The organism is Mucilaginibacter psychrotolerans (assembly GCF_004519315.1).
Classification (GTDB): domain Bacteria; phylum Bacteroidota; class Bacteroidia; order Sphingobacteriales; family Sphingobacteriaceae; genus Mucilaginibacter; species Mucilaginibacter psychrotolerans.
The window spans coordinates 41,668-64,632 of sequence record NZ_SOZE01000011.1; the positions used below are offsets into that span (position 1 = coordinate 41,668).

Consider the following 22,965-nt stretch of genomic DNA (forward strand, 5'->3'; position numbering starts at 1 on the left):
GTGCCTTCACCATACCACCTCCGGGATGCTTTTATCTGTGGTTTATATTTGTGTTACCATGTGGGTTCGTATAAAATGGAGTACGCTGCGAGTAACAAATTCAATCTACATTTAGGGCACGTAGCGGTAAAAAATATAATGCCCTGTTGCATTTGGCAATATAACAACTTATTGATTTTGAGGGTATCCGTGAGTGGTATGATGACACCACCAACTACAGGCACAAAAGCAGTATTCATGAGAAACATTGTACTGATGACAAAAGTGACACCAAATACAAATATGAATTTATACAGGCTGTCAGTTGGCGGTGTAGGTATCATGTTGAAAAGCACCTAACTTGTCCTTTACAAAAATAAATTACGGTCTATTTTTATCATTCTCAATCATTAGTGCTGGCAAGGAACCCGCTAATTATTAAGAAAATGATCAAAATTAAGCTCAAACGCCAATTACCTACTACGGCGGTAAACAAAAGTTGGCTGCAAAGATCGTCTCGCTCATCCCCGACGATCATATTCTTTAAGTAGAAGCATTCACCGGTGGCGCAGCCGTATTATTTGCGAAGCATCCCTTCAGGGCGGAAGTGCTCAACGACCCCAATAAGAAGCTCATGAACTTTTACAGTACCGTACAGAACGATTTCGTTGAACTGGAAAAAGAAATCTATCAAATTTAATTAGTCGATAATTTCTTGAATCAACTTGCAAAGCACGACCGAAATGTTTTAATTTAAATTAAAAACTTGATAATGAGTGTTTTATGTTAAAAATAAATTATTATTTTATGGAAGTCCTTATTTTTCATACTAACTACAGATTCCAATTGTAACATTGTGGTGACAATTGGAGTGGCAAATAATTAAAGCCGGTATCCGTTTCGATTCTATTTTAAAGTAGTTGTTTATGTAAATGAACCATTACCGCAGATTTAACACATACTATTCAATAATTACGCAATTTAAATGCTGTTTTTACTACTCAACTTATTTATAATTAGTTATTTACTAAAATAAGCATGATGTATTTATATTAATCAGTGGCCTTATAATTCGAGCCATTGAAACAAATCTACCGAGTAAAGCCATTCAAATATTAAACGAAATATCCCTGACAAAATTTATTTAATCGCGACATCATGAAAAGATTGTTAATTATTCTCGGCGTTTTATCCAGTCTCACAATTGCATGTACGCATGATGGCGTAGCACCCCAAGGGATAACGGGAGATACAACCACTGGGGGAGGCACAATCACTGGGGGAGGCACAACCACTACACCAAGTGATGTCGTTTGCTTTCAAACAGATGTATTGCCGCTTTTTCAAACCTATTGTGCGAGTGCGGGATGTCACAACGCAACGACTAAAGCCGAAGGCCTTGTATTGATCAGCTATGCTAATATTATGCGGGGTATTAGCGCGAATAACACAAGTGGAAGCAAATATTACAAGGTGATACAGAACGGTTCGATGCCGCCGAGGAATAAACCACAATTAAGCAGTATACAGGTTACTACCATTGCGAAATGGATAAATCAGGGAGCTTTGAATAACACCTGTGCCGTAACTGTATGCGATACAACAAAAACAACTTATAACAACGGCATTTCACAACTCTTCGCAACCTATTGCAATGGATGCCACGGAGTTTCACCAGGGTCTGGAAATGTTATACTGAGCAATTACGCCAGCGCCAAATCTGCAGGAACCTCAATGAAAACGGCGTTTTTAAACGGGATTAATTTCACATCTGCAAATGCCGCCATGAATATGCCGCAATCCGGAAAATTGAGCAGTTGCCAGATAACCCAAATAACCAAATGGATAAACGGTGGATGCCCACAATAAAAACGACAATTATGCGAATTTATATCATTGTTTTTTTCACACTCATCAGTTTAAGCGGTTGTTATTACGACCATGCTAATTTGGTCTATCCCCAGGTGCCGTGTACAATCACTACAGCAACCTACAGCCAAAATGTTTCAGGCATCATCACTACAAACTGTTCGAGTTGCCATAGCGGAAATGCTTCCGCCGGTGCGGGAATCAAATTAGACAGCTATACTGCGTTAAAAACGTATGTGAGCAATGGCCAGTTGATGAACTCTATCAATCACACCGGAGGAATACCAGTTATGCCGCAAAATGGGCAGAAACTTTCCTCGTGCGATATAAAAACCATCCAAACGTGGATAGATAACGGAACCCTTAACAATTAAAATTATGATGAACAAAGCGACCCTTGTTTTATTTCTTGTGACCTTCAGCTTCAGTCTACATGCGCAGAAATTGTTTTCAACTAAAACAGGTCAGATCAGATTCAACGCCAGCAGCCCTCTTGAACAGATCGCGGCGATTAACAACCAGGTCGATAGCAAAATGATCGACAAAACAGGTCAGATCGTATTCAGCGTTTTGATCAAAAGTTTCAAGTTCGAAAATCAATTAATGGAAGACCATTTTAATGAGAATTATTTGGAAAGTTCCAAAATCCCCAAAGCTGATTTTAAAGGCTTCATTTCCAATATCGCGAGCGTAAATTTTGCAAAAGACGGTAAATATCCGGCAGTTTTTATTGGCACATTAACCATTCATGGCGTCCAGCAAAAAGTATCAACTACTGGTGATGTGATCATTGCCGATGGAACCCCGTCAATAAGCGGTGTTTTTAAAATAAAGCTTGCGGACTATGGCATAGTAGGATCGTATATCGGCGGAAAAATAGCGAACGAAGCAGAAGTAACCGTTAATTGCAAATATCAATAATGGAAACATACAATCACAATAGAAGCAAAAAGTTACTCTGGTGTATTGCTTTATTTAGCATCGCTTATTTACTTCCACATAGCGCAGTTGCCCAAACAACCGATCTGTTTAAATTACAGGACGAGCAGGACAAAAAGGATGCGAAAGAAAAAACAGATATCACCACCTCGATATTCAAATCGACCAGGCTGATCAACGGACAAACAATAGAAAATACGGGCGCTGGTATTTTAGATCTTCGAATATCACATCGGTTTGGTATGGTAAATACGGGGGCGTATAATTTTTTTGGCCTGGACCAGGCAACCATGCGCCTGGGACTTGATTATGGTATTACTAACAGGCTTGAAGTGGGCATTGGCAGAAGTACTTTTAATAAGGAATTCGATGGATTTTTTAAGTACCGGATATTGCGGCAGTCAACCGGTAAAACGGAGATGCCCATTTCAATAAGCCTGGCGGAAACAGGCGTATGGCGGTCGCTTAAAGATCCCGCTACTACCTACCAGATAAATTATTCAGATCATTTTAGCTTTGCTAGCCAATTGATACTGGCGCGAAAATTCAACGACTATTTTTCGTTACAACTGATCCCGACGATGGTACATTATAACATTGTTGCAGATAAGGAGATCAAAAATGATCTGTACTCAATGGGAGTTGGTTTTCGTGCGCGTTTATCGAGGAGAGTTAACCTCACGGGAGAGTATTATTACCAAATAACCCAGTTAGGGGGATATAAAAACTCTGCATCGGTAGGATTTGATATCGAGACGGGTGGCCATGTGTTCCAGTTATTTTTCACCAACTCAACAGGTATCAACGAAAGTAGTTTTATTACGCAGACCCAAGGTTTATGGAGTAATGGCGGGGTGCATTTTGGTTTTAATATTTCGAGGGTATTTACGGTTGTTAAACCAAAAAACGCCGGGAGAACAAACTAATATAATCATGAAAAGTAAAATTTCATTAATCATTTTCGTTCTTGCCTTTGCGGCAGCAATTGGAGTTTGGTATTATGCATTTAAATATTCGGTAACAAACCACAGAGATGTAGCAAATGAAAACGCCATTATTGTAAGTGCCTCACAAATCGTTAAGGATTTTCAAACTAATGAAACCAAAGCAAATAAAACCTATTTAAATAAGGTGATCCAATTAAAGGGAGAAGTACTGAAAAAAGACCAGGACCAAGCCGGGAATTACACCTTAACGCTGAAGAGCGACGATCCGTTTTCAAGTGTTTTCTGTACTTTAAAAAAAGGAGTCAAATTAAGCAATAAGGACTCGACCATAACCATAAAAGGCGTTTGCGAAGGCTTTTTATCCGATGTTGTATTGAACGACGGTGTAATTGTAAAATAGCAAGCATCTGCGATTAACACGTTCGTCAGGGGGTCTCTTTCTAAATTAGCCAATGCCGTCTTTATAGCCGGAAGACCTACCGTTATACGCTGGGAGCCCGAATATTATCGACAAAATCGAATCTAAAATCATGATAAGGTTTATACACATTCTAACCAATACCAGATTATTGATTGATCAAAGTGCTATATTTTATCAGGGTAACTGGATGCCTTTAGCCGCAAAAGGTGGTTATTTTGACCTACCAGTGCCTGCCGTGGCTGTATAAATTGAATTAATCATTGATGCTTTTTTACAAATTATTGCAATTGTATTGGCTGGTGTTAGTGCCCTAATAAACATTTTATTTATCCAAAGTCTGGCTCCAGTATCCCGGCTGGGCTAAGTGGTGGGCTACTCGTGCTTAAGCAGGCGTTGGTTGCGTAAGAAAGCAACAGGCCTATCGGCGCAAAACCGAAGGTATCGCTACGATAATATCACCTATACCACCAACAAATCCGGCTAACCCAAGCCCCTCAACCATCTAGCGGCCCACAAGATCCGGCTGCAAATCCTCCCCCCCTAGGCACATTTTCTCTATGAGGGAAAAATGTACAAGATTGTTGTCTTTTTGTCCATTCCCTTGCTTTGGCTTTCTGCCCATCTTTGTAATGTCAAACAAACAACAAAATTTCAAACTACAAATCATTTATCAATAACATTAAAAACTAAGACCATGAACAAATTCACAGTAAAAGACGGCACAGAGATTTACTTTAAAGACCTGGGACAAGGACAACCTATTTTCTTTCACCACGGATGGCCATTATCATCTGATGATTGGGATGCACAAATGATGTTTTTCTTAGAAAAAGGGTTTAGGGTAATTGCACATGACAGGCGCGGGCATGGCCGTTCAACACAAACCTTTCAAGGTAACGACATGGATACCTACGCTGCCGATGTGGCTGAATTGGTGGAATTCCTGGATTTGAAAAACGCTATTCACGTTGGCCACTCTACAGGTGGTGGTGAAGCCATCAGATATGCTGCACAATACGGCAAAGACCGCGTAGCAAAAGTGGTTTTAATTAGCGCCATTACGCCTTATATGATTGCCGATGATAACAATCCGAACGGGGTACCATTAGCCGTGTTTGATGATATTCGCCACAATACGCAACACAACAGGGCGCAGTTTTACCATGATATCACTTTCCCGTTCTTTGGCTATAACCGCGACGGTGCCGACATTAAAAAAGGGATTCAGGACAACTGGTGGCGCCAGGGCATGATGGGCGGCATTAAAGCGCAATACGATTGTGTGAAGGTGTTTTCTGAAACCGATTTTACAGCCGACTTAAAAAGTGTAACCGTGCCTGTACTGGTACTACATGGCGACGACGACCAGATTGTCCCCTACCAAACTACTGCTGTTAAAGCTGCCGAACTATTGCAAAACGGTAAATTAATTATCTATCCCGGCTTCCCTCACGGTATGCCAACAACAGAAGCAGCTACCATCAACAAAGACATACTGGGGTTCATCAACGCGTAATGTTGTAAAAAATAAAGCAACGAAATAAGCTAAAAAGAGGCAGCCCAATATATTGGTACTGCCTCTTTTTTTTATTGAACAGGGAATGCCTGTTGAGTATCGCCGTATAATTTAACAGCCTAAAAGGGACCAGACAGGCGATTTAACTGAAGCTGCTCTTCGGTAACAAAAAGACGTTGAGACTTGTCCATTTTTCTATCCAGAAAAATCGTGTTTAAATTAATACGAGCCAGGGCTTGTGCGATGAGGCTGTATCATAAATAAACCAGGTATTAAACAACAAAACTAAATTTGTCAAGATAGGCTTTGTGCCCTTTGTGCTAAACAATATGCCAATCTTTGCGGACTTTGTGGTTAAAATTTTACCACAAAGTCCACAAAGGGAGAAACACAAAGAACACAAAGCCAAATTTAATTTTGAGTGAAATGCGTAAAATGTATTTGTGATACAGCTTCGTAAAAACCTAAATAAAAAAATTACGCCGGGAATTGCTTTGTTATCACGGTTCTTAAGCGGTCCTGATGCTCATCGCCCCACAGCCCGATAGCCTGGATGAGCGGGATGAGTGTTTTGCCAAATTCGGTGAGGTCATATTCCACTTTTGGGGGCATCACCGGGTAAATCTTCCGGGTAACCAGTTCGTGGTCTTCCAGTTCTTTCAGTTGAATGTTCAACACCCTCCTGGAAACATCGGGTATCTTGCGCTGCAGTTCGCTGGGGCGTTTGTGGCCCTCATGAATAAACCATAATATCCTGATCTTCCACTTGCCGTAAAGTACTTCGCCAACCAGGTCGAGGCCGCAATGCAGATGGGGTAAGATCTTTCTTTCGTACATCAATACAAAGATAGCGCTACCACCCCATGCGAACAATAGGGATAAATTCCGCCCTATATGAATCGTAAGCCCGTACTTGTTAGGAGTTGATGTACTATCGAAATTTGTACAAAAACACAACCCTATGAAAAACGAGTTCAATTTCGCTAATGAGTTGGCGGGCAAGATAGCCCTGGTTACAGGTGGCACAAAGGGAGCCGGCAAAGCCATGGCCAACCGCTTACAGGCAGCCGGTGCAACCGTTATTATTACTGCCAGGAATAAACCGGAGGGAGATGAGGCGCATCTGCATTTTATAGCTGCCGATTTGAGTCGGCCTGAAGCGGTCAATAAAGTTGTTGCGGAAGTACTCAACAAATTTGGCCGGCTGGATATACTGATCAACAACCTTGGCGGTGCGGATACACCCGGCGGCGGGTTTGCGGCGTTAAGCAACGAAGACTGGGAAACTGCCATGCGTACAAACCTGCTGGCACCGGTAGGTTTAGACCGCGGTTTCCTGCCGCAAATGTTGCAGCGTGGCAGTGGCGTAATTATCCATATTGCATCCATTCAGGGCAAACTACCCTTGTTTGACTCTACCCTACCCTATGCGGCGGCAAAGGCGGCCCTGATTAATTACAGCAAGGGTTTATCGAAAGAAGTGGCGCCTAAAGGCGTGCGGGTGCTCACCGTGTCGCCGGGCTGGATCATGACCGATGCTTCTGAACGCATGATGGAGCGGATATCCCAAAGCGCGAACATTACCCTTGATGAAGCGACCAAAAGCGTGATGGATGCTTTAGGCGGCATACCGATGGGCAGGCCCGCACAGCCGGATGAAGTAGCCGAACTGGTTGGCTTCCTGGTATCGCCAAGGGCGGGCTATTTAACCGGGACCGAATTTGTAATTGACGGCGGAACCATACCAACTATTTAACACATCAATACTAATACCATGAATTTACATAAAACCATTGCGAACCTGGTAGCAGCGCAGAACAATCACGACAGCCAGGCCTACGTAGCCTGTTTTTCGGATGCCGCCATTGTGCATGATGAGGGTAAAACACATCAGGGCAAAGCCGAGATAAGGCAGTGGATAGCGCGCTCGGACCATGAATATCACACCGAATTGAAGCCGCTTACCTTTGAGGAAACCGGAGCGAAAAGTTTATTAACCGCAGAGGTATCGGGCGAGTTCCCGGGAAGCCCTGCCGTTCTTCGGTTCCATTTTCAACTGGAAGAGGGCCTGATCAGTTCATTGCGCATAACCGGGTGATGCGTATAACGATCAACTGTTTTTTTAAAATGAAGATCTTTAGCCTTAACTTTGAAGCAAATCAACTACGCTTGCCTGCCGGACGATGGGTGTGCAGGCAAGTGTATTTTGCATATCGCTTCGGCACACCTTAACTGTAGCGTATCACAAGAAGATTATGAATAAAAATATTTTTGACACCAACCTTAAAACCATTGGCTTGCTGCAGCTGAATGCCGAAAATCTGGAGTTGATCAATGCTGATGCGTATAAGACTTATATCAAGGTGATGTATCTGCCCAAAGGATGCAAGGTAAAAGTGGACTTTAGTATTTATGAGACCGATGGCCCCGCACTTTTTTTTATCAGCCCCAACCAGGTGCTGAGCATTCAGGAGCTATGCTCCGGATCGGGTCATTTCATTTTCTACAACCGCGATTTCTATTGCGTACAGATACATGACGAAGAAGTGGCCTGCGACGGCTTGTTATTTAATAATATCAACAATATGCCGATGACCGCCGTACCCGGGCATGAGGCTGCCTTTATTGACCACCTTTTTTTGCAGATAGCGCATGAATTTGCACTTAAAGACTCCTCGCAGGAGGAAATGCTGCGGACTTATTTAAAACAACTGCTCATTAAATCGACAAGGTTGTGGAAACAGCAGCATCTTGGCGGTGTACTCACCGATCAAAACAATGACCCAGATACGTTCAGGCGTTTTTCGCAATTGGTAGATGCGCACTACAAAGAAAAGCATACCGTAGCCGATTATGCCGATCTGCTGCTGATCGCTCCGAAAACACTTACCCACAAATTTAAAAGGATGAATTTGCCACAACCCAATGAGGTGATCAAAAACCGCATAATATTGGAGGCAAAAAGGCTTTTGGTGCATACGGCCATGTCTGCTAAAGAGATAGCCTATGAACTGGGGTATGACGACCCCGCTTACTTCAGTCGCTTGTTTTTGATTAAAACCGGCGAGTCGCCGTCGGGTTTTAAAGCGAAGTACCTTACACAAAACAGCGCAAAGGCGGCTGATCTGGATAGCTGATCAGCATAAAGCCACTTACCGCCAAAATAAAACAATCATTTGATGATCGCCATATTTTTGAAAAACGCCATAAAATTCTGCAAGGTTAAAAGCTCACTTTGCTTTTTTGCCGTCGTGCTGCTGACCGCGCCGCAAAGCTTTGCACAAAATAAAAAGATACTGACCCCGGGGTCGGCGTTGCAAGAAGTTCAGCACCAATACGGGCTTAACCCCAAAAGCACTTTCCTCTCTAGGGTCACCACCACGCCGGATGATATCATGCAGAAATTCCGTGACGCCGGGATGTCGCCAACAGCACATCAGCTAACAAATGAAGAGCGGAAGACCATCGCAGCGGCCTTTGCTACCTTACCTCCCCTACACCAACGGGTATTGAAACAACATCTAAAAAGTATCAGCTTTTTGGATAATATGCCCAATACGGCATTAACATCCCCGGTTACTACAGTCGAAGGTATCAACCTCTATCATATCACCTTTAGGGCCGGGATACTGCATCAAACCATTTCTGAATGGGTTACCGAAAAAGAACGCACCTGCTTTGCCAGGGGCGATTCAACGATAACGGTGTCGGTTGAGGCAGGTATGTTAAGTGCCTTAACCTATATCGCGCTGCACGAGGGCACCCACGTGGTGGACGGCTCTCTGCATCTGATTGCTACGGACACAATAGCCGGGCAGTCCGCGCCAAATACTTTTACCAAAAGTTTTGCGCAGGGTATATGGAAAAACATCAATACCCCCGAGTGGCCGGTAACAGACTCCATGGTGCTGAAAAGCCGCTTTCGTGCGGGCGGCCGGCGTTTCCTTACCACAGAAGCTGCGAAGGTTTATACGGCGCTTAGTCAAACCCCGTTTGTATCGCAATACAGCACCGCCAGCTGGCACGAAGATCTGGCCGAAATCCTGACGGTGTACCACCTGACGCATGTACTAAAGCAACCATTCCGTTTGGTGGTGAGCCAGAACGGTAAGCCAGTTTTTAGTTATGACCCGATGAGCTCAGCTTCAGTAAAAAAGCGTAGCGAAATACTGAAGCGATTTTACACCCAATAGCTTTTAATTCGGTTTTGGTTACTGCCCCCATCTACCCTGCAGAAAAAAGTAACAATCCGTTCTATGAGAGCCGTGCTAAATGGCGGGCTATGCATACCTGTAGCCAACCTGGAATTCCCCGGAAAACCACGGCTAAAAATTCCGTTTGCAGGGAAATGAGCTCGTTTTTGCAGTCAGTCAAAAAAAACTCCGAAAAACAAAGAAAAACAAAGAAAAACACGGATTTATTTCGGGTTTTGGAGGGTAAAAATCACCCGGAAGGGTGATGTATGGCCCGTCGCGGACGGGCCAGGGCCGACGCATTAGAAAAAATCATTTGCTAAAATTTTGATGAGATAATTTTCATTCCATCCAGCTTTCAGCCTTCTGGCCTTGAGGCTGAGCTTACTTGTTTTATCTGCTTTGAGTATATTGATAGCCATTTTTCTGACTAAAGCGAGATTTTGAGCCGCCTGTCCGTTACGGGTAGTATTATAGTCCTCGCCGAAGCCGACATCTAACTGCCAGTGGAGGTGATTCTCAATTCCCCAGTGGCTTCTGACCGACGAGTTAAACCAAGCGGCATCGGCGGGCAGACTGGAAATATAATACCGGTCCTGTAAACTGCTTTTCTCGCCAATAATCCGTTCTGAACTTATTTTTATAATGCTGCTTAGCTTAGTCAAATGCTCTTTTTCATCCAACCAGTTTAGTTGTTGGATGACTTTACAGGTTCTGATCTCAATCCGGCCGTGGCCCTTGTCGTGGCTTTGGCTATAACTATCCTCTTTATAGCTGTTGAACAGGCTGGTTACTTGTTCATAAAGCGCCCCCTGGTTTTCTTTCAGCGAGAGGATATAGTCACCCTGGGCAGTAATGATCTGTTCAGCAATCTTCTTTTGTGTCCCCATCGCGTCTATGGTGACAACGGAATCTTTAATATCCAAAAGGGACAGTAACTCTGGTATAGCTGTAATCTCGTTGCTTTTATCGGCTACTTTATACTGCCCCAGCACCAACTGGTTATGTGCCGACCAGGCACTTACCAGGTGTAGAGCCCCCAGGCCCTGCTGTCGGCAGGCGCTTTTGCGCACACTTTTAACGTCGATAGCAATGATTGTCTTTTCTACAGGGCCTTCATCCCTTACCTGCTTTTGTGCAGCCAAAACCTGGCTAAGCTCTGCCGTCCAGGCCCGGAATGCACGCTCGAATAACCGCACATCTATCACCATAAAAACCCGGTTGAAAGTGTCGTGGCTCGGAATACCGTGCTCCAAAGACAGAAATTGCTTGAGAAATTCTTTTTTGTCGTTACCAAAGGCCTCCATGTCATACCAGCTTTCTGCTCCGCATATTACTGCTATGACCGATAAAAGTAGCACCTCTACAAGATTATGGAGCTTGTGATTCCCCCGACGCGGATCAGGTATCCATCTGAAATGTTTGTGAAAGGATGTTTCCATGTTCTTTTTACAAAAAAACATCCTATCAAGGTAGTATCCCTTTTTTCAGCCCTTAAGTTATCTCTTCTTTACTAACACTTTGTGAATATCTACCCGATTTTTCAAACTTCTTATGCGTCAGCCCTGAAAATCTGGTACCATATCCCCAACAGTGGTAAATACACTCCGAAAAGACTGCTTTTAAATATATAGGGCAGTCGACTTATTCACCAAACCCTAAGTAGAGGGAACGCGCGAAATGTCGAACTTTTTGGAGGATATACAATCAATCATTGATTATCAAAAATCAAAAATTGCGCTGTTAAAATAACTATTCTTCTCAAACCACTCCGATTTTGAAAATTACTTTTTTTCAACTGTTATAGTGGTTCCATTTCCGGGAGATGAATTATAATGAATCAAATAATTAATTTGTTCTGCTCTATATTTCATATTATTTAAGCCATACCCTTTTGATTTATCGGCGATGTTAAATCCTGCTCCGTCATCTGATATTGATAATGAAATTTTGTTATTGCTTCCTGGTTTAATTATGATTGTTATTGTTCGGCATTCAGCATATTTAAAACAATTATTTATTGCTTCCTTTGCAATTAACAGCAGATTCCTTTTTTCTGTTTTTGAAATGCTTTGGCTGCCAAGGCCTTGTTCAATCTGATGCTCAAAATTTATTTGATTTGCATGGGCAATCGGAGTAGCAAACTTCTTAATCCTATCCAATAGTTCGTTTATATCATCCTGCGAATCTTCTAACACCCAAAGCATATCCCGAAGCCCAACGGCCGTACTGGTTATCAACTTTTCAATTTCGTTTAAATAGGAGGCGTTTTGTTTTTTTTCGAGAGCAAGGTGAGTAAATATTTTAATTGAGTTTAAGGAACCGCCCAAGTCATCATGCAGGTCGTTAGCGATGTCCCGTCTTATTCGCTGCTGGATTTTAATTTGTTTAATACGATATTGATAAAAAGCACTCACAATTATTACACCTAAAATTATCATTCCAAGTTTAAACAACCATGTTTCGAACCATTTGGGTTCCACTTTCACAATGAGCGTTTTCGGATAACTCCAATAACCATCCTCGTTTGCTGTTTTTACCTCAATGGTATAGGTGTTTGGTGGGAGACCAATAATATTGATCAGTTCGCGATGATTATTATTTATCCAGTTTGTGTCGATTTCCTTTATGCGATATTTATAAGTTACCCGCTTAGGATTGTCAAAATTTATCCCAATAAATGATATTGATGTTTGCAGCCAATTACTGGGAATTGGGAGCGTTTTGATATCGAGACTTGTATTAACACTATTTTGGCCGTTGTTTAACTTTACCTCAACGGTTTCGTAATAAAGAATAGGAGGCCTTTTGTTTACAACCAATTTAGACGGGTCTATCACAGTAAGGCCGTTGATGCCCCCTGCATAAATCTTACTGTGATAAATTGTAGACGTAACTTCTTCAAAACTATTCGATTGCAATCCACTTTCGATGTAATAATTTTTAAAATTTTGCTTTTTTATATTGTAGAACGATAGGCCGTTATTGGACGTGATTAGTAAGCTTGAGTCTTTGATATTAAAAATGTTATAAACACCCTCGTTACACAATCCATCTTTTTGCCTGATAAGTTTCCTGATCTTCCATTTGTTATCTATTTGAATAATGCCATTCCCATAAGAAGCAATCCAATAATAGCCGCCAGATTCGCATATATCAAAAAATAAATCAAGCTTACGGTGCTTTTTTTCTGAAACAAAATCTAAACTCCTTGATACGGTGAAACTACTATTTATTACGGTTATAACCTTATCCGATAACACCCATAAGTTTCCACCTTTATCACGATAAATATTGTTAACTGTATTGGAGGCCAAACAGGGCGATGAAGATGTATCAAATTTCCTCACATAGTGCCGTTTATAGTTCCAGATCAAAATACCCTCGTCGTTTTCTGTGCCCATAATTACTGCAGAATCTCCCACGATAACATGGCTGTTAATGGTATACGTTTTATACTTTTTGAATTCCGGATAAATGCTCTCAATTGATTTAAGAGCCTTGTTTTTAAGGATATACAGTCCTTGATCTCTGGAAAGAAAAGCTAAGTTATTGTTGTCTAAAAAAATATGATGATAAAGATGCGCCTTATCCAATGTGGTAAAACTATTGTCTGAATGATTTATCAAAATCAAACCGCTACTTAAACCAGCCAAAATATCCTCGCCTGGTAAAACACATATTGAGCGCATATGCTCGAGCTTGTATCCTGTTTTCTCATCGTAGTAATATTTTGCAAAAGGACTGGTACTGTTTCTCAGCATCCCGATTCCTTGCTGGCAGCCTAACCAAATCTTGTCGCCGTCGGTGTAGATTGATTGAGCATAGTTTATCCATTTGCTTTCTGCTTCGCCTATACTTTCATCGTAGATCACATAACTACTTAGCGCGAAATTAAACTGATATAAATGGCCATTACCGGAAATTACTATTTTGTCAGGACGGATGGTTTTTATAGCATCTATTGGGGAATTATTTAAAATGTTTAAATTTTTAACAGGGTTATTTTCAATTGTTAATGAATAAAACTTATCGAAATAAACCCTTCTCAGACCCTGATCGGTGGCAAACAGGATTTCATTGTCATTAACCAGCGTGAAGTCGTTGACGCGAATAGTATTACGTCCTAAGTGGTCCCCAAAGTCTTTTAATTTAATTTCCGTTATTTCTTTCAAACTGCTTCCATTATATATAACAATACCATAGCCGGTATAACAAACCCAAACATTATTAAAATTGTCTCTTGCTATGCAATTGATTTCGGAGTTGGTTGCTGTTTTTACGAGGTCGCTCTTGATTTTTGGCGGCGGAATAAATTGCCAATTTTTGGTGTTTAGTATTTTTAAACCGCGAAAGGACCCAATCCATAAGTTATTTGCGCAATTTGCCATCGTGATGTTCCAGTCGTCATTGGCGTAATTTGGAATAGATACGTTTTTAATTACATCCCCATTAGTGGTATTGATGATATGCAATTGATCTCTGTTCGGTAAAACCCATAATGCTTTGTGTATAGTATCTTCAATTATTTTACGTACATCCGGGCCGGATATCCGGTGTTTTTGCGACGATTGTTTTGTGTATGGTAAAAAAGATTTGCCGTTAAACCTGGTTAAACCATCTTGTGAAGCTATCCAAAGAAAACCATTTTGATCTTTGATAATTTGCCGTATATTGTAACTTGATAATCCTTCGGATTGTCCGTATTTCACCAGCGATACTCTGACTTTTTGTTGAGCAAAAGATTTAGTACCTAAACCAAGTAACAATAAAACTCCGATATGAAAAATTCTCCCGACGGTCAAAGCAATAGGTGGTTGATTATCTTTCTAATTTACGCAGATTTTACCACAAATGAAAAGCTGCCGATGATAGAAAAAATGAAATTTATGCTCAATAGTATGTTGGGCGATATCATAACCACGCCAATCAATAACCAGCAAGCACGCATTTTTGTTATTTTTAACAGTATTAAATATTATCCCGACGTGGCAACAAGCGAAGTTGCTGACAAAACTGCATTTTATACCTTTAAAAATGCAGCAGATGGCACCCAGAATCAGATAGAAGATTGTGAAATAATTGACAATAAGGAATACTATACCCAAGATGGCAATGGGGGAAACGTATTACAAAGAACCGTTCAATTAAGGGCGATTTTAGAAAAAACCCACGTTCAGGATGATGAAGAGATATTACTGATCACCTGGGACCATGGCTCTTCGTTCGGAATTTTCAGAGAAGGGGTACGTGCGGCGGCTGTTAACAACATAAGGACGGAAATTTACGATCGTTTAGAGCAGTATCCGTTTTTGAAATCATTTTGGGATACCGCTACAAAAAAAGATAAGACTTTGTTGGAAAATAAATTGTGTGGCGGTTCTTACACCTCCATTCAGGTCAGCAATAAACTGGTAAAAGTAGAAAACAATAGGAAAAATTCAGCTGTCATAAATTTCCATCAAAAGTATGACAGTAAGTGTTACTACGACCAGCAAACAGAAAAAATAACTTTTATTACAACCGGAAATGCGCCCGCTGAAGAATTGACCTTAAACCAATCCGGTACAATTGAACAAACTCATGAAGCCCCTTCTACAAATGCCTTAGTGAAAAGTATACTCGAAGCAAAGCCAGGCGCTACGGAAATTTTAAAAAACACCGAATTAGATACAGCTTTGAAAGAATGGCTGCGCAACAGGAATAAAAAGGTAGGTGTTTTATTAATGTGTAATTGCTGGATGATGAACCTGCACACAATGTATACGCTTAAAAATTCTGTTCAATGCCTGGTTGCTCCGCAGGGAAATATAGACTACCCCGGATATAATATTAAAGATATATTGAACTATATCAATAGGCCGGCTCCAGGTAAAACCGGTACGGTTGGGCCTGCAGAGTTGGCTAAAATATGTGTTGAAACCTTTGATAACAATTACTCAAAGGCCAAAGCTATAATGTTCAACCGCGACGACCCCAAAGTTACCGAACGCTTTAAAATATTTGCGGTTGATCTAAGCAAGAAAACGGGAACGGAAAGCAACCTAGATATACAAATCAAACTTTTGAATGACCTTGTGGTCCTGTTGAATAAAGAACTGGCTAGACCTGTTGCGATAGAACGGGAACTGAAATTTTTCTTAAAATACATCAGGGCTGTTTGTTTCGAATTCAGCGGGCGCACAACCATGATGATTGATATTGTAAACTGGGTGAAAAGCATCAATGACGCTACTTCTCAATACACCGGAAGGGAAAGTCGATTGACGGGTGTGTTCAGACCTCCAATTACTGATTTTCTGACCTCGGTTTCCGATGAAGATAAAACGTTGGTTTTAGCGTCAACAAGTGGAAAAAAAATATATGACATTGATGGTAGCTCAGAAATATCCTCTGTTATAGCCCTCCCCCCCACTGGCTATAGTATCTTTTTTCCAATTATTGACTGTAGCAATGTGGTAAACCTAAAAGACAACATATTATCAGATGATTTATTAAAAGATTTTCCAGACTGGAAAAAATTCTTAAATTTCATCAATCCTGAGATTTCCAATATTTTTGTTTCAAATTAAAGCATACTGTCCTCATCGGCGAGTTTTGCATTCTGACTTCCCTGACGGCCTTTGTCAGCCAAGGTGAGCAACTTAAAATCATTCTGCTCTGATTCTATAAAGACCTGATCGGAATCAGTTACTGTACTAAGTATAAGTGCCGATGCATTAGAGGCTTTATTAAAAGTGCCGGGCGAAGTTGTGTTAAACACACCTGAGTCGAATTTGATTTCCCCGGGCGTAGTCTTTAAATTACTGCCTGGATTTTCCAATGTGAAATTCATCGTTACGCTCACGGTTACTACCGCGGGACTAACTAGATTCATTGTTACTTTAGTGTCATTTGGGTCGAATATAAATTTAGCGCCTGACCGGACTGCAAACTCATTTGCGCCCAGATCTATTTTAAAAGCCATAATTTTAGGTATTAAAGGGTTAATATTTAAAAATTGTTTGTTGCTCCTTAGTCTCAGATGACCTCGGGTTTTATCTGTAAACGTTAAAAAGCTACCAAATTCTGCCTTATCGCTTCCAGCGCCATCCCTGTCCGGCTTTTAACATTTAATTTCTGAAACAACGATTCCCGGTAGCCATCAATCGTTTTTTCGGAAAGGAACATTTTTGACGCTATTTCTTTATAAGTGAAATCGCTGCAGGCCAGTTTTAAAAAAGTCTTTTCACGTTCCGTCAGTTTAATTTCGTCGTTTTCCTGCCTGCGTAATAACCGCCGGTAATTAACACCCGAAATATCGCTGTTATAGTAGCCTGTATTCCGTACCTCTATCAAGGCCCTTTCAAGCTCTCTTGGGTGTACATCTTTTAGCAAATAAGCCGAACACCCTGCTCTTAGCATGCTCAAAACCGAATGATCGTCCTCTTTCATCGACAGGGCAACTGTAGCCAATTCAGGGTGCTTCAGCGTAATTTCACGTACCGTTGTGGGCCCGTCCATAACCGGCATTTGCACATCGATTAATATAATATCAGGAAGCGTACTGAGCGCAGCAAGGTTTTTTAACAACTCCTGCCCGTTCAATGCTTCAACAACCACCTCAAAATCATTAAAAGAGCTTATTAAATTAGATAAAGACCGCAGGAACAATTGCTGATCGTCGGCAATACCAATTTTTATTTTCATCGAAGCGCAGGTGAATTTATCTGATAACGGTAAAGGATTATTGCTATCGATACATGAACCGATATGCCTTCTAATATCCAAATAAGTATCTGCAATTCAAAAAAATAAATAAGCTTATTAATTATCCTAAGCTGTTGCAAATTAAAGCATTAACATGCGGGCGCTATACCGGAAATTTCCGGTATTTTTTTCGGGATTATTCCTCTTTACGCGGGGCAGGCAAACGGAATAACTTTACATGTATTTGATACTGTTTTATGTGAGGAGCGCCTTCATAGGGCAAACCAGGCTTGAGCGCCCGGGGCGTTTCTAATTTATACTTACACAAAATTTAAATTTTTTTCATGAAAACATTAAAAGCAAAAATCGAAAAGCAAGTGATAAATGACGTGCCTCACCGTATTTACGACATTGAAGTTGAGGCAAGCGAAAAAGCGCCGAAAAATATTGCCGAAGATATGCTGCGGCAAATAGCACCCGACCTGGAGATAAGTCCTGATCTTTCCCAGTTGAAATTTGACCAGGTGAAAGATACAATACTGGGTTCCCATGTGTTATACCAACAACAGTTTCAGGGGAAACCAATATCGGGCGCCTGGATTAGAGTTGATATTGATCCTAAAGGAAAAGTATATAACATCCTCAACGACCTTGTACCGGAACCTGTGTTAAAAAAAACAGAGCGTATGCGGGCAAATAAGACGGTAAGCCAGCAAACAGCCGAAGCGCAGCTTACCGCCGATGATGTGCGGGCGCTTGCATTAAAGGCCGTTGAGCCATCATCGGCAACGGCTGAGCAAATCCTTTCTACAGAGCTGGTTTATTTTCCTAAAGACGGCATCCCGGTTTTGGCCTGGAAGGTTATTATAGATGTGAATAACCCCAAAGCCGAATGGAAAATATATTTCGACGCTGTTACCGGTGGCATAATTGATAAAATAAATATACTAGCATATGCTAACGGAGTAGGCAAAGTGTTTGACCCCAACCCGGTTGTTGCGCTGAATGATACCGGTTTAAAAGAAACCTCGGTTATTCCCGCTACGGCCTATAACGATATTGTCCTGAACGACATAGGTACTTCGGGGATGTTGGACGGGCCGTTTGTAAATACAAAAGCAACCAACGACCGAGTTAAAAGCCCCGCCCTTAAATTCAATTTTACCCGCAACGACCGCGCATTTAAAGAGGTGATGGTTTATTTTCACATAGACAGGGCACAACGTTATATACAGGCTCTGGGGTTTAATAACGTGCTGAATACTTCGATCAGTGTAAATATAGATGGCACTACTGATGACAACTCCTTTTATAGCCCGTCTTCAAAGTCGCTTACTTTCGGCACCGGGGGAGTGGATGATGCCGAAGACGCCGAAGTGATACTGCACGAATATGGGCATGCTATACAGGATAACCAGGTACCTGGCTTTGGAGCAAGCAAGGAGGCTAAAGCTATGGGCGAAGGATTTGGCGATTATATGTCTGCAAGTTTTTTTTCGGATAAAAAGTCCGCCGGCCTAAAACCAACCATAGCTAACTGGGATGCCGTGGCCTACAGTGGCGACGAGCCGCCATGCCTGCGCCGTATGGACAGCAATAAAAAATATCCAAGAGACATTGTAGGAGAAGAACACAGCGACGGCGAGATATGGTCGGCTTGCTTGTGGGAAATAAGGGCTGCAATTGGCCGGGCAGCTGCCGATAAACTGATCATCGCGCATCATTTCTTATTAAGCCCAAGGTCTGGCTTCCAGGATGCGGCAAACGCATTGATTACTACGGATGGTAACCTAAACCAAGGCCGAAATGAGCGTGTACTGCACGATATATTTATAAAAAGAGGGATTTTACCCAATCCTGGCAGGGGCAACAAGCGCGCCGGGGCAAGGTACAATGATTAAGCTTAATGGACTAAACCGGCCATTTGACGCACGCTTTGATCCGGGCAATTGAGATTCAGGCTTGTGCCATACCGGAAAATTCCGGTTTTATTATCAGGATTACTCCTCTTTACCTGCCCGCACCCGCCATCTAACTTTACATCGCAAAATTATTTATTTAATCACTTTTTAATTATTATAACATGGGAACTGTAAGATTTACCACTGCCTTTTCAGGAGGATTGGGCACACTGAAAATTCAAATCCCTGGACAGCCCGATATCGATTTCAGCGACGACGGCCACCAGGATGTAGACCTTCCCGAGGGGAATACGCAGTATGTCGCTTCAGGAGCTGCTGCGCCCGGCCCCGGGGGCGGGGTGGTACTGACCATTACCGGCGATGTAATTGCAGATTCCCCGCAGCAATACGGCCCCGGATTAATTCACCCCAACATCCATCCGTTGTTGGTAACCTTATAATATCTATTTGATTTTTTATCATGAAAAAAATATTAAGCCTAACATTAGGCATCGGGTTGCTGTTGGCAAACAGGACAATGGCGCAATCCGGGCAGGACACAATAACAGTAAACAGTGCAGTAAATAGTGCGATACAAGAGGGGCGAAAGGCAAGCACCGGAGCTTCGCAGGACGTACTTAGCAATTACCTCCAGGTGGTAGCTAAAAACCTTAAGTCAGACAACAGCAGTTTCCAATTAAAGTTAAACTGGTTTGCCTTGAACCCGATGGACTCAGCTTCAAAATACAAAAACGAGAACTTTCTTAAAACTGCCTGGCAACGCAATGGGGAATTTACCTTTTCAGGGGGATTAGATAAGAGCAATAAACTCAATTCATTTACGGCGGGGTTAACCTATAATTTTTTGAACCGCAGGGATGTGTCTATGCATCGTTATACCGCTGCTTACTACAGTTATTTTACCGAGGAGGGACTTATTTTGCCGGATGCCGTTGCTCATCTGCAACCCGTTGTAACAGAATTTATTGAACACAAAGTGGATTCGTTAATTTATACTATGTTTAGTGCCGGACAAAAAGTTAGTGAATTGAAAAAGGCAATTAACAACCGTTTGCCTGACGTTTTACGAGGCCTGTCGTCCGATGATGCCCAGGTGAAAAGATTGCAGGACCAGTTGAATGCGGATATTGCTGATAAAACATTAAGCCGGAGTTCCTTGAGTGCGTCCTTAACAACAAAGATTCATGAATTTTCGGTTTCTGAAGCCCAGGAAGCCATTGACGAGCCATTGAACGCCTACGTGGGCAGCCTTGGGAAAACGGCGCTAAACTTCCCCAAATTTATAACGCCAAAACAAACTGCCGACATCGTTAAATACATTGATGATAGAGTTAGAAATAGCAGCATACTACACGGAGGGTTAGGCGCCAATACGCTTATTGAAGTTAATACAAAGGTGCGCGATAAGTATGAGCAGCTGATAAAATATGTTTCCAGGCAGCCTTTGTTAACTTTCGGGTACCTCTATACTTATGGTACTGGTACGGCATTAAGCAGCCATGTTGGCGGGTTCACTTACTTGCAGGGTATAGGAAGCGTAGACGCAACAAAAACCGGCCAATTTAAGGCGTCGTTGACAGATACGTTGAGCGGCGACGATCTAACCGGTAAAACAAGAAATTTCGGCCGCAATATTGTAGCCTTTCAGGCAGGATACAACCAAGTGCTTGCTTTGCAAAAGAAAGTTTCGGTTATGGAGATAAATGTCGCCTTGGAAGAAGATTGGGCAACCAATGGCTATGTTGCTAAAACTGACAAAACCAAGTTCTATTTTAATGCTTATTTCCGAGCGCGGCTTCCGGCTACACCATGGATTAAACTTGATTTAAAATGGGCGCCGGGAGGCAATGTGCTTGGCCTTCTTGATTTTACCTATAACCTTGATAAATAATAAGGACAGTCTAAAAAATAACAGCGACCATTAAACCAATAAGCATGTCTCTTTACTTCATCCTCATCATTATGCTGTTTGCCGGCGTCATAGGCGGTTTGACAAACAGCGTATTATCGGCCAATATTAACCCGGATACCGGTAACCAGATACAAAGCACAGGGCGCTGCATCCTGATAGGAGTTGGCGCAACCATATTGGTTCCTCTGTTTCTGCAAATCGCTCAAAGTAATTTGCTCGATAATATACATGGTGACTGGCATGTGGCTGACACTCTGGCCCGCGTTGCTTCTAAAGCGCCTGTGGCTAAAGTTGCCAAACCGGAATCAGGAACTACAACTGATACCGTTAAAGATAGTAAAGGAAAGGATACATCCGGAAAGTCGGCGGTAGTTGATAAGCCAGACAGCAAAACCACTGTAACTATAAAAGACAACGGCCTGAAAGCCTACCTCATTTTTATGGGTTATTGTTTCCTTGCAGCCGCGGCAGGCCCAAGGTTTATCAACAACCTTATCGATGGTGTCATTAAAGACAAACAGATAGATAAATTAGCAAAAAAGAACGCCGAGGTAACAGCTCAAAAGGATCAGGTAGTTGCTGAAAAAGACAAAGTGGTAGAGCAAAAGAATGAAATAGAGAAAAAGCAGGAATTGCAAACAATTGAAAATCGGGTTCTTGCAGAAAGGGACGAGTCCTCGGCACTTCGTACTGTTTCACTTGAACCTGCAAGTAATAAAAACGCGGTAAAATATATAAAGCCACAGATTGGACCTGTTACAGTAAAAGAAGACCCTCAAAAAGGCAGGTTTGGGGGTAAAAGTGAAAACAATGGCAGAGCCTTAAAAGCCAGCGTTATAAAATCCAGTATACCCGAATTTTATAACGTTAGTATTTGGGTGGAAAGCACCGATGAAACCAGGCCGTTAGATACCGACGTGATGTTTTATTTGCACGATTCCTTCAGACCGGCAGTTTATACTATCAAGCCTAAGGAATTTAGAAATGATAAAGCAATGGACGCCGGTATATTATCTTACGGGGCCTTTACCGTAGGCGTGGTGACCGATAACGGCGAGACCTTGCTGGAGCTTGATCTGGCTGACGATGCGGGCTTCCCTCCAGAGTTCAGAAGGAGATAATAGTCCAACTGCAAACACAGTTTCCAATTAATCATTAAATCACCCCTCCATGCCCGACATAAAATGTATAACTCCCAATTGTGCAATGTGGATTTCGGACCCCTGCGTAAAAACAAGTGCGCTATTCCAAATCAGGGCCGACCTTATGGACCGGCTGGCAGAAGCACCTGCGGACAAGCAGATACCAGTCAGCATTAACCAGGTTGATTCGCTTATTGAAAGCGAATTAGGGATTCAGGATATTCCGGCCCGGCACCAGTTATTTAGAAAAACGACAGCCGTTTCAGGGGTATTCCACCTGTTTACCCTGGTTTGCGTGCTCGGTCATAAAAATCAATATAACTTAAAATGCTGAAGTCATGGCAATCAACGACACAAATGTAGTTTCGGATCCCTTTGGCTCAATATCGGGGCCGAGGAGGTTTATAATTCGGCACAAAACAGGAAGGATGCCGTT

21 protein-coding genes and 1 pseudogene are annotated in these 22,965 nt (G+C 42.0%); 17 read left to right on the top strand and 5 right to left on the bottom strand.

Going from position 1 to position 22,965, the window contains the following annotated elements:
- Positions 1 to 538: 538 nt before the first annotated feature.
- From E2R66_RS29275 to E2R66_RS12510, 7 genes and pseudogenes are all read left to right on the top strand, one after another.
- Positions 539 to 679 (top strand): annotated as a pseudogene (locus tag E2R66_RS29275) (DNA adenine methylase); the annotation flags it as partial.
- A gap of 458 nt (positions 680 to 1,137) precedes the next feature.
- The gene (locus tag E2R66_RS12490; protein WP_133231335.1) at positions 1,138 to 1,848 is read left to right on the top strand and encodes a c-type cytochrome; all 711 of its coding nucleotides are present in this window, start codon (positions 1,138 to 1,140) and stop codon (positions 1,846 to 1,848) included.
- Positions 1,821 to 2,222 carry a cytochrome c gene (locus E2R66_RS12495; RefSeq protein ID WP_133231333.1) on the top strand — a complete coding sequence of 134 codons (402 nt, stop codon included), beginning with the start codon at positions 1,821 to 1,823 and terminating at the stop codon, positions 2,220 to 2,222. The genes E2R66_RS12490 and E2R66_RS12495 overlap by 28 nt, the downstream gene beginning before the upstream one ends.
- Positions 2,223 to 2,226: 4 nt before the next feature.
- The gene (locus E2R66_RS12500; protein ID WP_133231331.1) at positions 2,227 to 2,769 is read left to right on the top strand and encodes a YceI family protein; all 543 of its coding nucleotides are present in this window, start codon (positions 2,227 to 2,229) and stop codon (positions 2,767 to 2,769) included.
- Positions 2,769 to 3,713, top strand: a complete 945-nt coding sequence (locus E2R66_RS28340; RefSeq protein ID WP_158288402.1) for a DUF5777 family beta-barrel protein — start codon at positions 2,769 to 2,771, stop codon at positions 3,711 to 3,713. The genes E2R66_RS12500 and E2R66_RS28340 overlap by 1 nt, the downstream gene beginning before the upstream one ends.
- A 7-nt stretch (positions 3,714 to 3,720) precedes the next feature.
- A complete protein-coding gene (locus tag E2R66_RS12505) occupies positions 3,721 to 4,134 on the top strand; it encodes an OB-fold protein (protein ID WP_158288403.1) in 414 nt (137 codons plus the stop codon).
- Positions 4,135 to 4,849: 715 nt separating this feature from the next.
- The gene (locus E2R66_RS12510; protein ID WP_133231327.1) at positions 4,850 to 5,671 is read left to right on the top strand and encodes an alpha/beta fold hydrolase; all 822 of its coding nucleotides are present in this window, start codon (positions 4,850 to 4,852) and stop codon (positions 5,669 to 5,671) included.
- A gap of 477 nt (positions 5,672 to 6,148) precedes the next feature.
- On the opposite strand, the gene E2R66_RS12515 is transcribed toward E2R66_RS12510, so the two are convergent.
- Positions 6,149 to 6,508, bottom strand: coding sequence for a winged helix-turn-helix transcriptional regulator (locus E2R66_RS12515; protein WP_133231325.1), 360 nt, complete (start codon positions 6,506 to 6,508; stop codon positions 6,149 to 6,151).
- A gap of 124 nt (positions 6,509 to 6,632) precedes the next feature.
- Here E2R66_RS12515 and E2R66_RS12520 point away from each other — a divergent pair, with 124 nt between their 5' ends.
- From E2R66_RS12520 to E2R66_RS12535, 4 genes are all read left to right on the top strand, one after another.
- Positions 6,633 to 7,427, top strand: coding sequence for an SDR family oxidoreductase (locus E2R66_RS12520; protein WP_133231323.1), 795 nt, complete (start codon positions 6,633 to 6,635; stop codon positions 7,425 to 7,427).
- Between the two features lie 18 nt (positions 7,428 to 7,445).
- Positions 7,446 to 7,769, top strand: coding sequence for a nuclear transport factor 2 family protein (locus E2R66_RS12525; protein WP_133231322.1), 324 nt, complete (start codon positions 7,446 to 7,448; stop codon positions 7,767 to 7,769).
- 157 nt (positions 7,770 to 7,926) lie between these two features.
- Positions 7,927 to 8,808, top strand: a complete 882-nt coding sequence (locus E2R66_RS12530; protein WP_133231320.1) for a helix-turn-helix domain-containing protein — start codon at positions 7,927 to 7,929, stop codon at positions 8,806 to 8,808.
- A gap of 42 nt (positions 8,809 to 8,850) precedes the next feature.
- Positions 8,851 to 9,864 carry a hypothetical protein gene (locus E2R66_RS12535; RefSeq protein ID WP_204985916.1) on the top strand — a complete coding sequence of 338 codons (1,014 nt, stop codon included), beginning with the start codon at positions 8,851 to 8,853 and terminating at the stop codon, positions 9,862 to 9,864.
- Positions 9,865 to 10,166: 302 nt separating this feature from the next.
- Here the strand turns inward: E2R66_RS12535 and E2R66_RS12540 are convergent, their stop codons facing one another.
- Both E2R66_RS12540 and E2R66_RS12545 read right to left on the bottom strand, forming a co-directional pair.
- Positions 10,167 to 11,306, bottom strand: coding sequence for an ISAs1 family transposase (locus E2R66_RS12540; RefSeq protein WP_158288404.1), 1,140 nt, complete (start codon positions 11,304 to 11,306; stop codon positions 10,167 to 10,169).
- A gap of 342 nt (positions 11,307 to 11,648) precedes the next feature.
- A complete protein-coding gene (locus E2R66_RS12545; RefSeq protein WP_133231316.1) occupies positions 11,649 to 14,669 on the bottom strand; it encodes a ligand-binding sensor domain-containing protein in 3,021 nt (1,006 codons plus the stop codon).
- Here E2R66_RS12545 and E2R66_RS12550 point away from each other — a divergent pair.
- The gene (locus E2R66_RS12550) at positions 14,646 to 16,436 is read left to right on the top strand and encodes a clostripain-related cysteine peptidase (RefSeq protein WP_133231314.1); all 1,791 of its coding nucleotides are present in this window, start codon (positions 14,646 to 14,648) and stop codon (positions 16,434 to 16,436) included. The two genes, E2R66_RS12545 and E2R66_RS12550, sit on opposite strands and share 24 nt — an antisense overlap.
- Here E2R66_RS12550 and E2R66_RS12555 read toward each other — a convergent pair.
- Together E2R66_RS12555 and E2R66_RS12560 are read right to left on the bottom strand one after the other, a co-directional pair.
- A complete protein-coding gene (locus E2R66_RS12555; protein ID WP_133231312.1) occupies positions 16,433 to 16,831 on the bottom strand; it encodes a hypothetical protein in 399 nt (132 codons plus the stop codon). The two genes, E2R66_RS12550 and E2R66_RS12555, sit on opposite strands and share 4 nt — an antisense overlap.
- Before the next feature lie 83 nt (positions 16,832 to 16,914).
- On the bottom strand, positions 16,915 to 17,553 hold the full coding sequence (locus tag E2R66_RS12560; RefSeq protein ID WP_133231310.1) for a response regulator transcription factor: 639 nt from the start codon (positions 17,551 to 17,553) through the stop codon (positions 16,915 to 16,917).
- A 344-nt stretch (positions 17,554 to 17,897) separates the two neighbouring features.
- On the opposite strand from E2R66_RS12560, the gene E2R66_RS12565 reads away from it, so the two are divergent.
- The 5 genes from E2R66_RS12565 (at position 17,898) to E2R66_RS12585 (ending at position 22,863) form a co-directional block, all read left to right on the top strand.
- Positions 17,898 to 19,454, top strand: a complete 1,557-nt coding sequence (locus E2R66_RS12565; RefSeq protein WP_133231308.1) for a M36 family metallopeptidase — start codon at positions 17,898 to 17,900, stop codon at positions 19,452 to 19,454.
- Positions 19,455 to 19,636: 182 nt separating this feature from the next.
- On the top strand, positions 19,637 to 19,915 hold the full coding sequence (locus E2R66_RS12570) for a hypothetical protein (protein WP_133231306.1): 279 nt from the start codon (positions 19,637 to 19,639) through the stop codon (positions 19,913 to 19,915).
- Between the two features lie 20 nt (positions 19,916 to 19,935).
- The gene (locus E2R66_RS12575) at positions 19,936 to 21,366 is read left to right on the top strand and encodes a hypothetical protein (RefSeq protein ID WP_133231304.1); all 1,431 of its coding nucleotides are present in this window, start codon (positions 19,936 to 19,938) and stop codon (positions 21,364 to 21,366) included.
- A 44-nt stretch (positions 21,367 to 21,410) separates the two neighbouring features.
- Positions 21,411 to 22,508 (top strand): YEATS-associated helix-containing protein, encoded by a 1,098-nt coding sequence (locus E2R66_RS12580; RefSeq protein WP_133231302.1) that lies wholly within the window; start codon positions 21,411 to 21,413, stop codon positions 22,506 to 22,508.
- A gap of 85 nt (positions 22,509 to 22,593) precedes the next feature.
- Positions 22,594 to 22,863, top strand: coding sequence for a hypothetical protein (locus E2R66_RS12585; protein ID WP_133231300.1), 270 nt, complete (start codon positions 22,594 to 22,596; stop codon positions 22,861 to 22,863).
- Positions 22,864 to 22,965: the final 102 nt, after the last annotated feature.

What these genes read in the sequence shown, in the direction of transcription:
- E2R66_RS12490 (WP_133231335.1), top strand. Translation starts at nt 1,138, where the DNA reads ATGAAAAGATTGTTAATTATTCTCGGCGTTTTATCCAGTCTCACAATT.
- E2R66_RS12495 (WP_133231333.1), top strand. Translation starts at nt 1,821, where the DNA reads ATGGATAAACGGTGGATGCCCACAATAAAAACGACAATTATGCGAATT.
- E2R66_RS12500 (WP_133231331.1), top strand. Translation starts at nt 2,227, where the DNA reads ATGATGAACAAAGCGACCCTTGTTTTATTTCTTGTGACCTTCAGCTTC.
- E2R66_RS28340 (WP_158288402.1), top strand. Translation starts at nt 2,769, where the DNA reads ATGGAAACATACAATCACAATAGAAGCAAAAAGTTACTCTGGTGTATT.
- E2R66_RS12505 (WP_158288403.1), top strand. Translation starts at nt 3,721, where the DNA reads ATGAAAAGTAAAATTTCATTAATCATTTTCGTTCTTGCCTTTGCGGCA.
- E2R66_RS12510 (WP_133231327.1), top strand. Translation starts at nt 4,850, where the DNA reads ATGAACAAATTCACAGTAAAAGACGGCACAGAGATTTACTTTAAAGAC.
- E2R66_RS12515 (WP_133231325.1), bottom strand. Translation starts at nt 6,508, where the DNA reads ATGTACGAAAGAAAGATCTTACCCCATCTGCATTGCGGCCTCGACCTG.
- E2R66_RS12520 (WP_133231323.1), top strand. Translation starts at nt 6,633, where the DNA reads ATGAAAAACGAGTTCAATTTCGCTAATGAGTTGGCGGGCAAGATAGCC.
- E2R66_RS12525 (WP_133231322.1), top strand. Translation starts at nt 7,446, where the DNA reads ATGAATTTACATAAAACCATTGCGAACCTGGTAGCAGCGCAGAACAAT.
- E2R66_RS12530 (WP_133231320.1), top strand. Translation starts at nt 7,927, where the DNA reads ATGAATAAAAATATTTTTGACACCAACCTTAAAACCATTGGCTTGCTG.
- E2R66_RS12535 (WP_204985916.1), top strand. Translation starts at nt 8,851, where the DNA reads ATGATCGCCATATTTTTGAAAAACGCCATAAAATTCTGCAAGGTTAAA.
- E2R66_RS12540 (WP_158288404.1), bottom strand. Translation starts at nt 11,306, where the DNA reads ATGGAAACATCCTTTCACAAACATTTCAGATGGATACCTGATCCGCGT.
- E2R66_RS12550 (WP_133231314.1), top strand. Translation starts at nt 14,646, where the DNA reads ATGAAAAATTCTCCCGACGGTCAAAGCAATAGGTGGTTGATTATCTTT.
- E2R66_RS12555 (WP_133231312.1), bottom strand. Translation starts at nt 16,831, where the DNA reads ATGGCTTTTAAAATAGATCTGGGCGCAAATGAGTTTGCAGTCCGGTCA.
- E2R66_RS12560 (WP_133231310.1), bottom strand. Translation starts at nt 17,553, where the DNA reads ATGAAAATAAAAATTGGTATTGCCGACGATCAGCAATTGTTCCTGCGG.
- E2R66_RS12565 (WP_133231308.1), top strand. Translation starts at nt 17,898, where the DNA reads ATGAAAACATTAAAAGCAAAAATCGAAAAGCAAGTGATAAATGACGTG.
- E2R66_RS12570 (WP_133231306.1), top strand. Translation starts at nt 19,637, where the DNA reads ATGGGAACTGTAAGATTTACCACTGCCTTTTCAGGAGGATTGGGCACA.
- E2R66_RS12575 (WP_133231304.1), top strand. Translation starts at nt 19,936, where the DNA reads ATGAAAAAAATATTAAGCCTAACATTAGGCATCGGGTTGCTGTTGGCA.
- E2R66_RS12580 (WP_133231302.1), top strand. Translation starts at nt 21,411, where the DNA reads ATGTCTCTTTACTTCATCCTCATCATTATGCTGTTTGCCGGCGTCATA.
- E2R66_RS12585 (WP_133231300.1), top strand. Translation starts at nt 22,594, where the DNA reads ATGTGGATTTCGGACCCCTGCGTAAAAACAAGTGCGCTATTCCAAATC.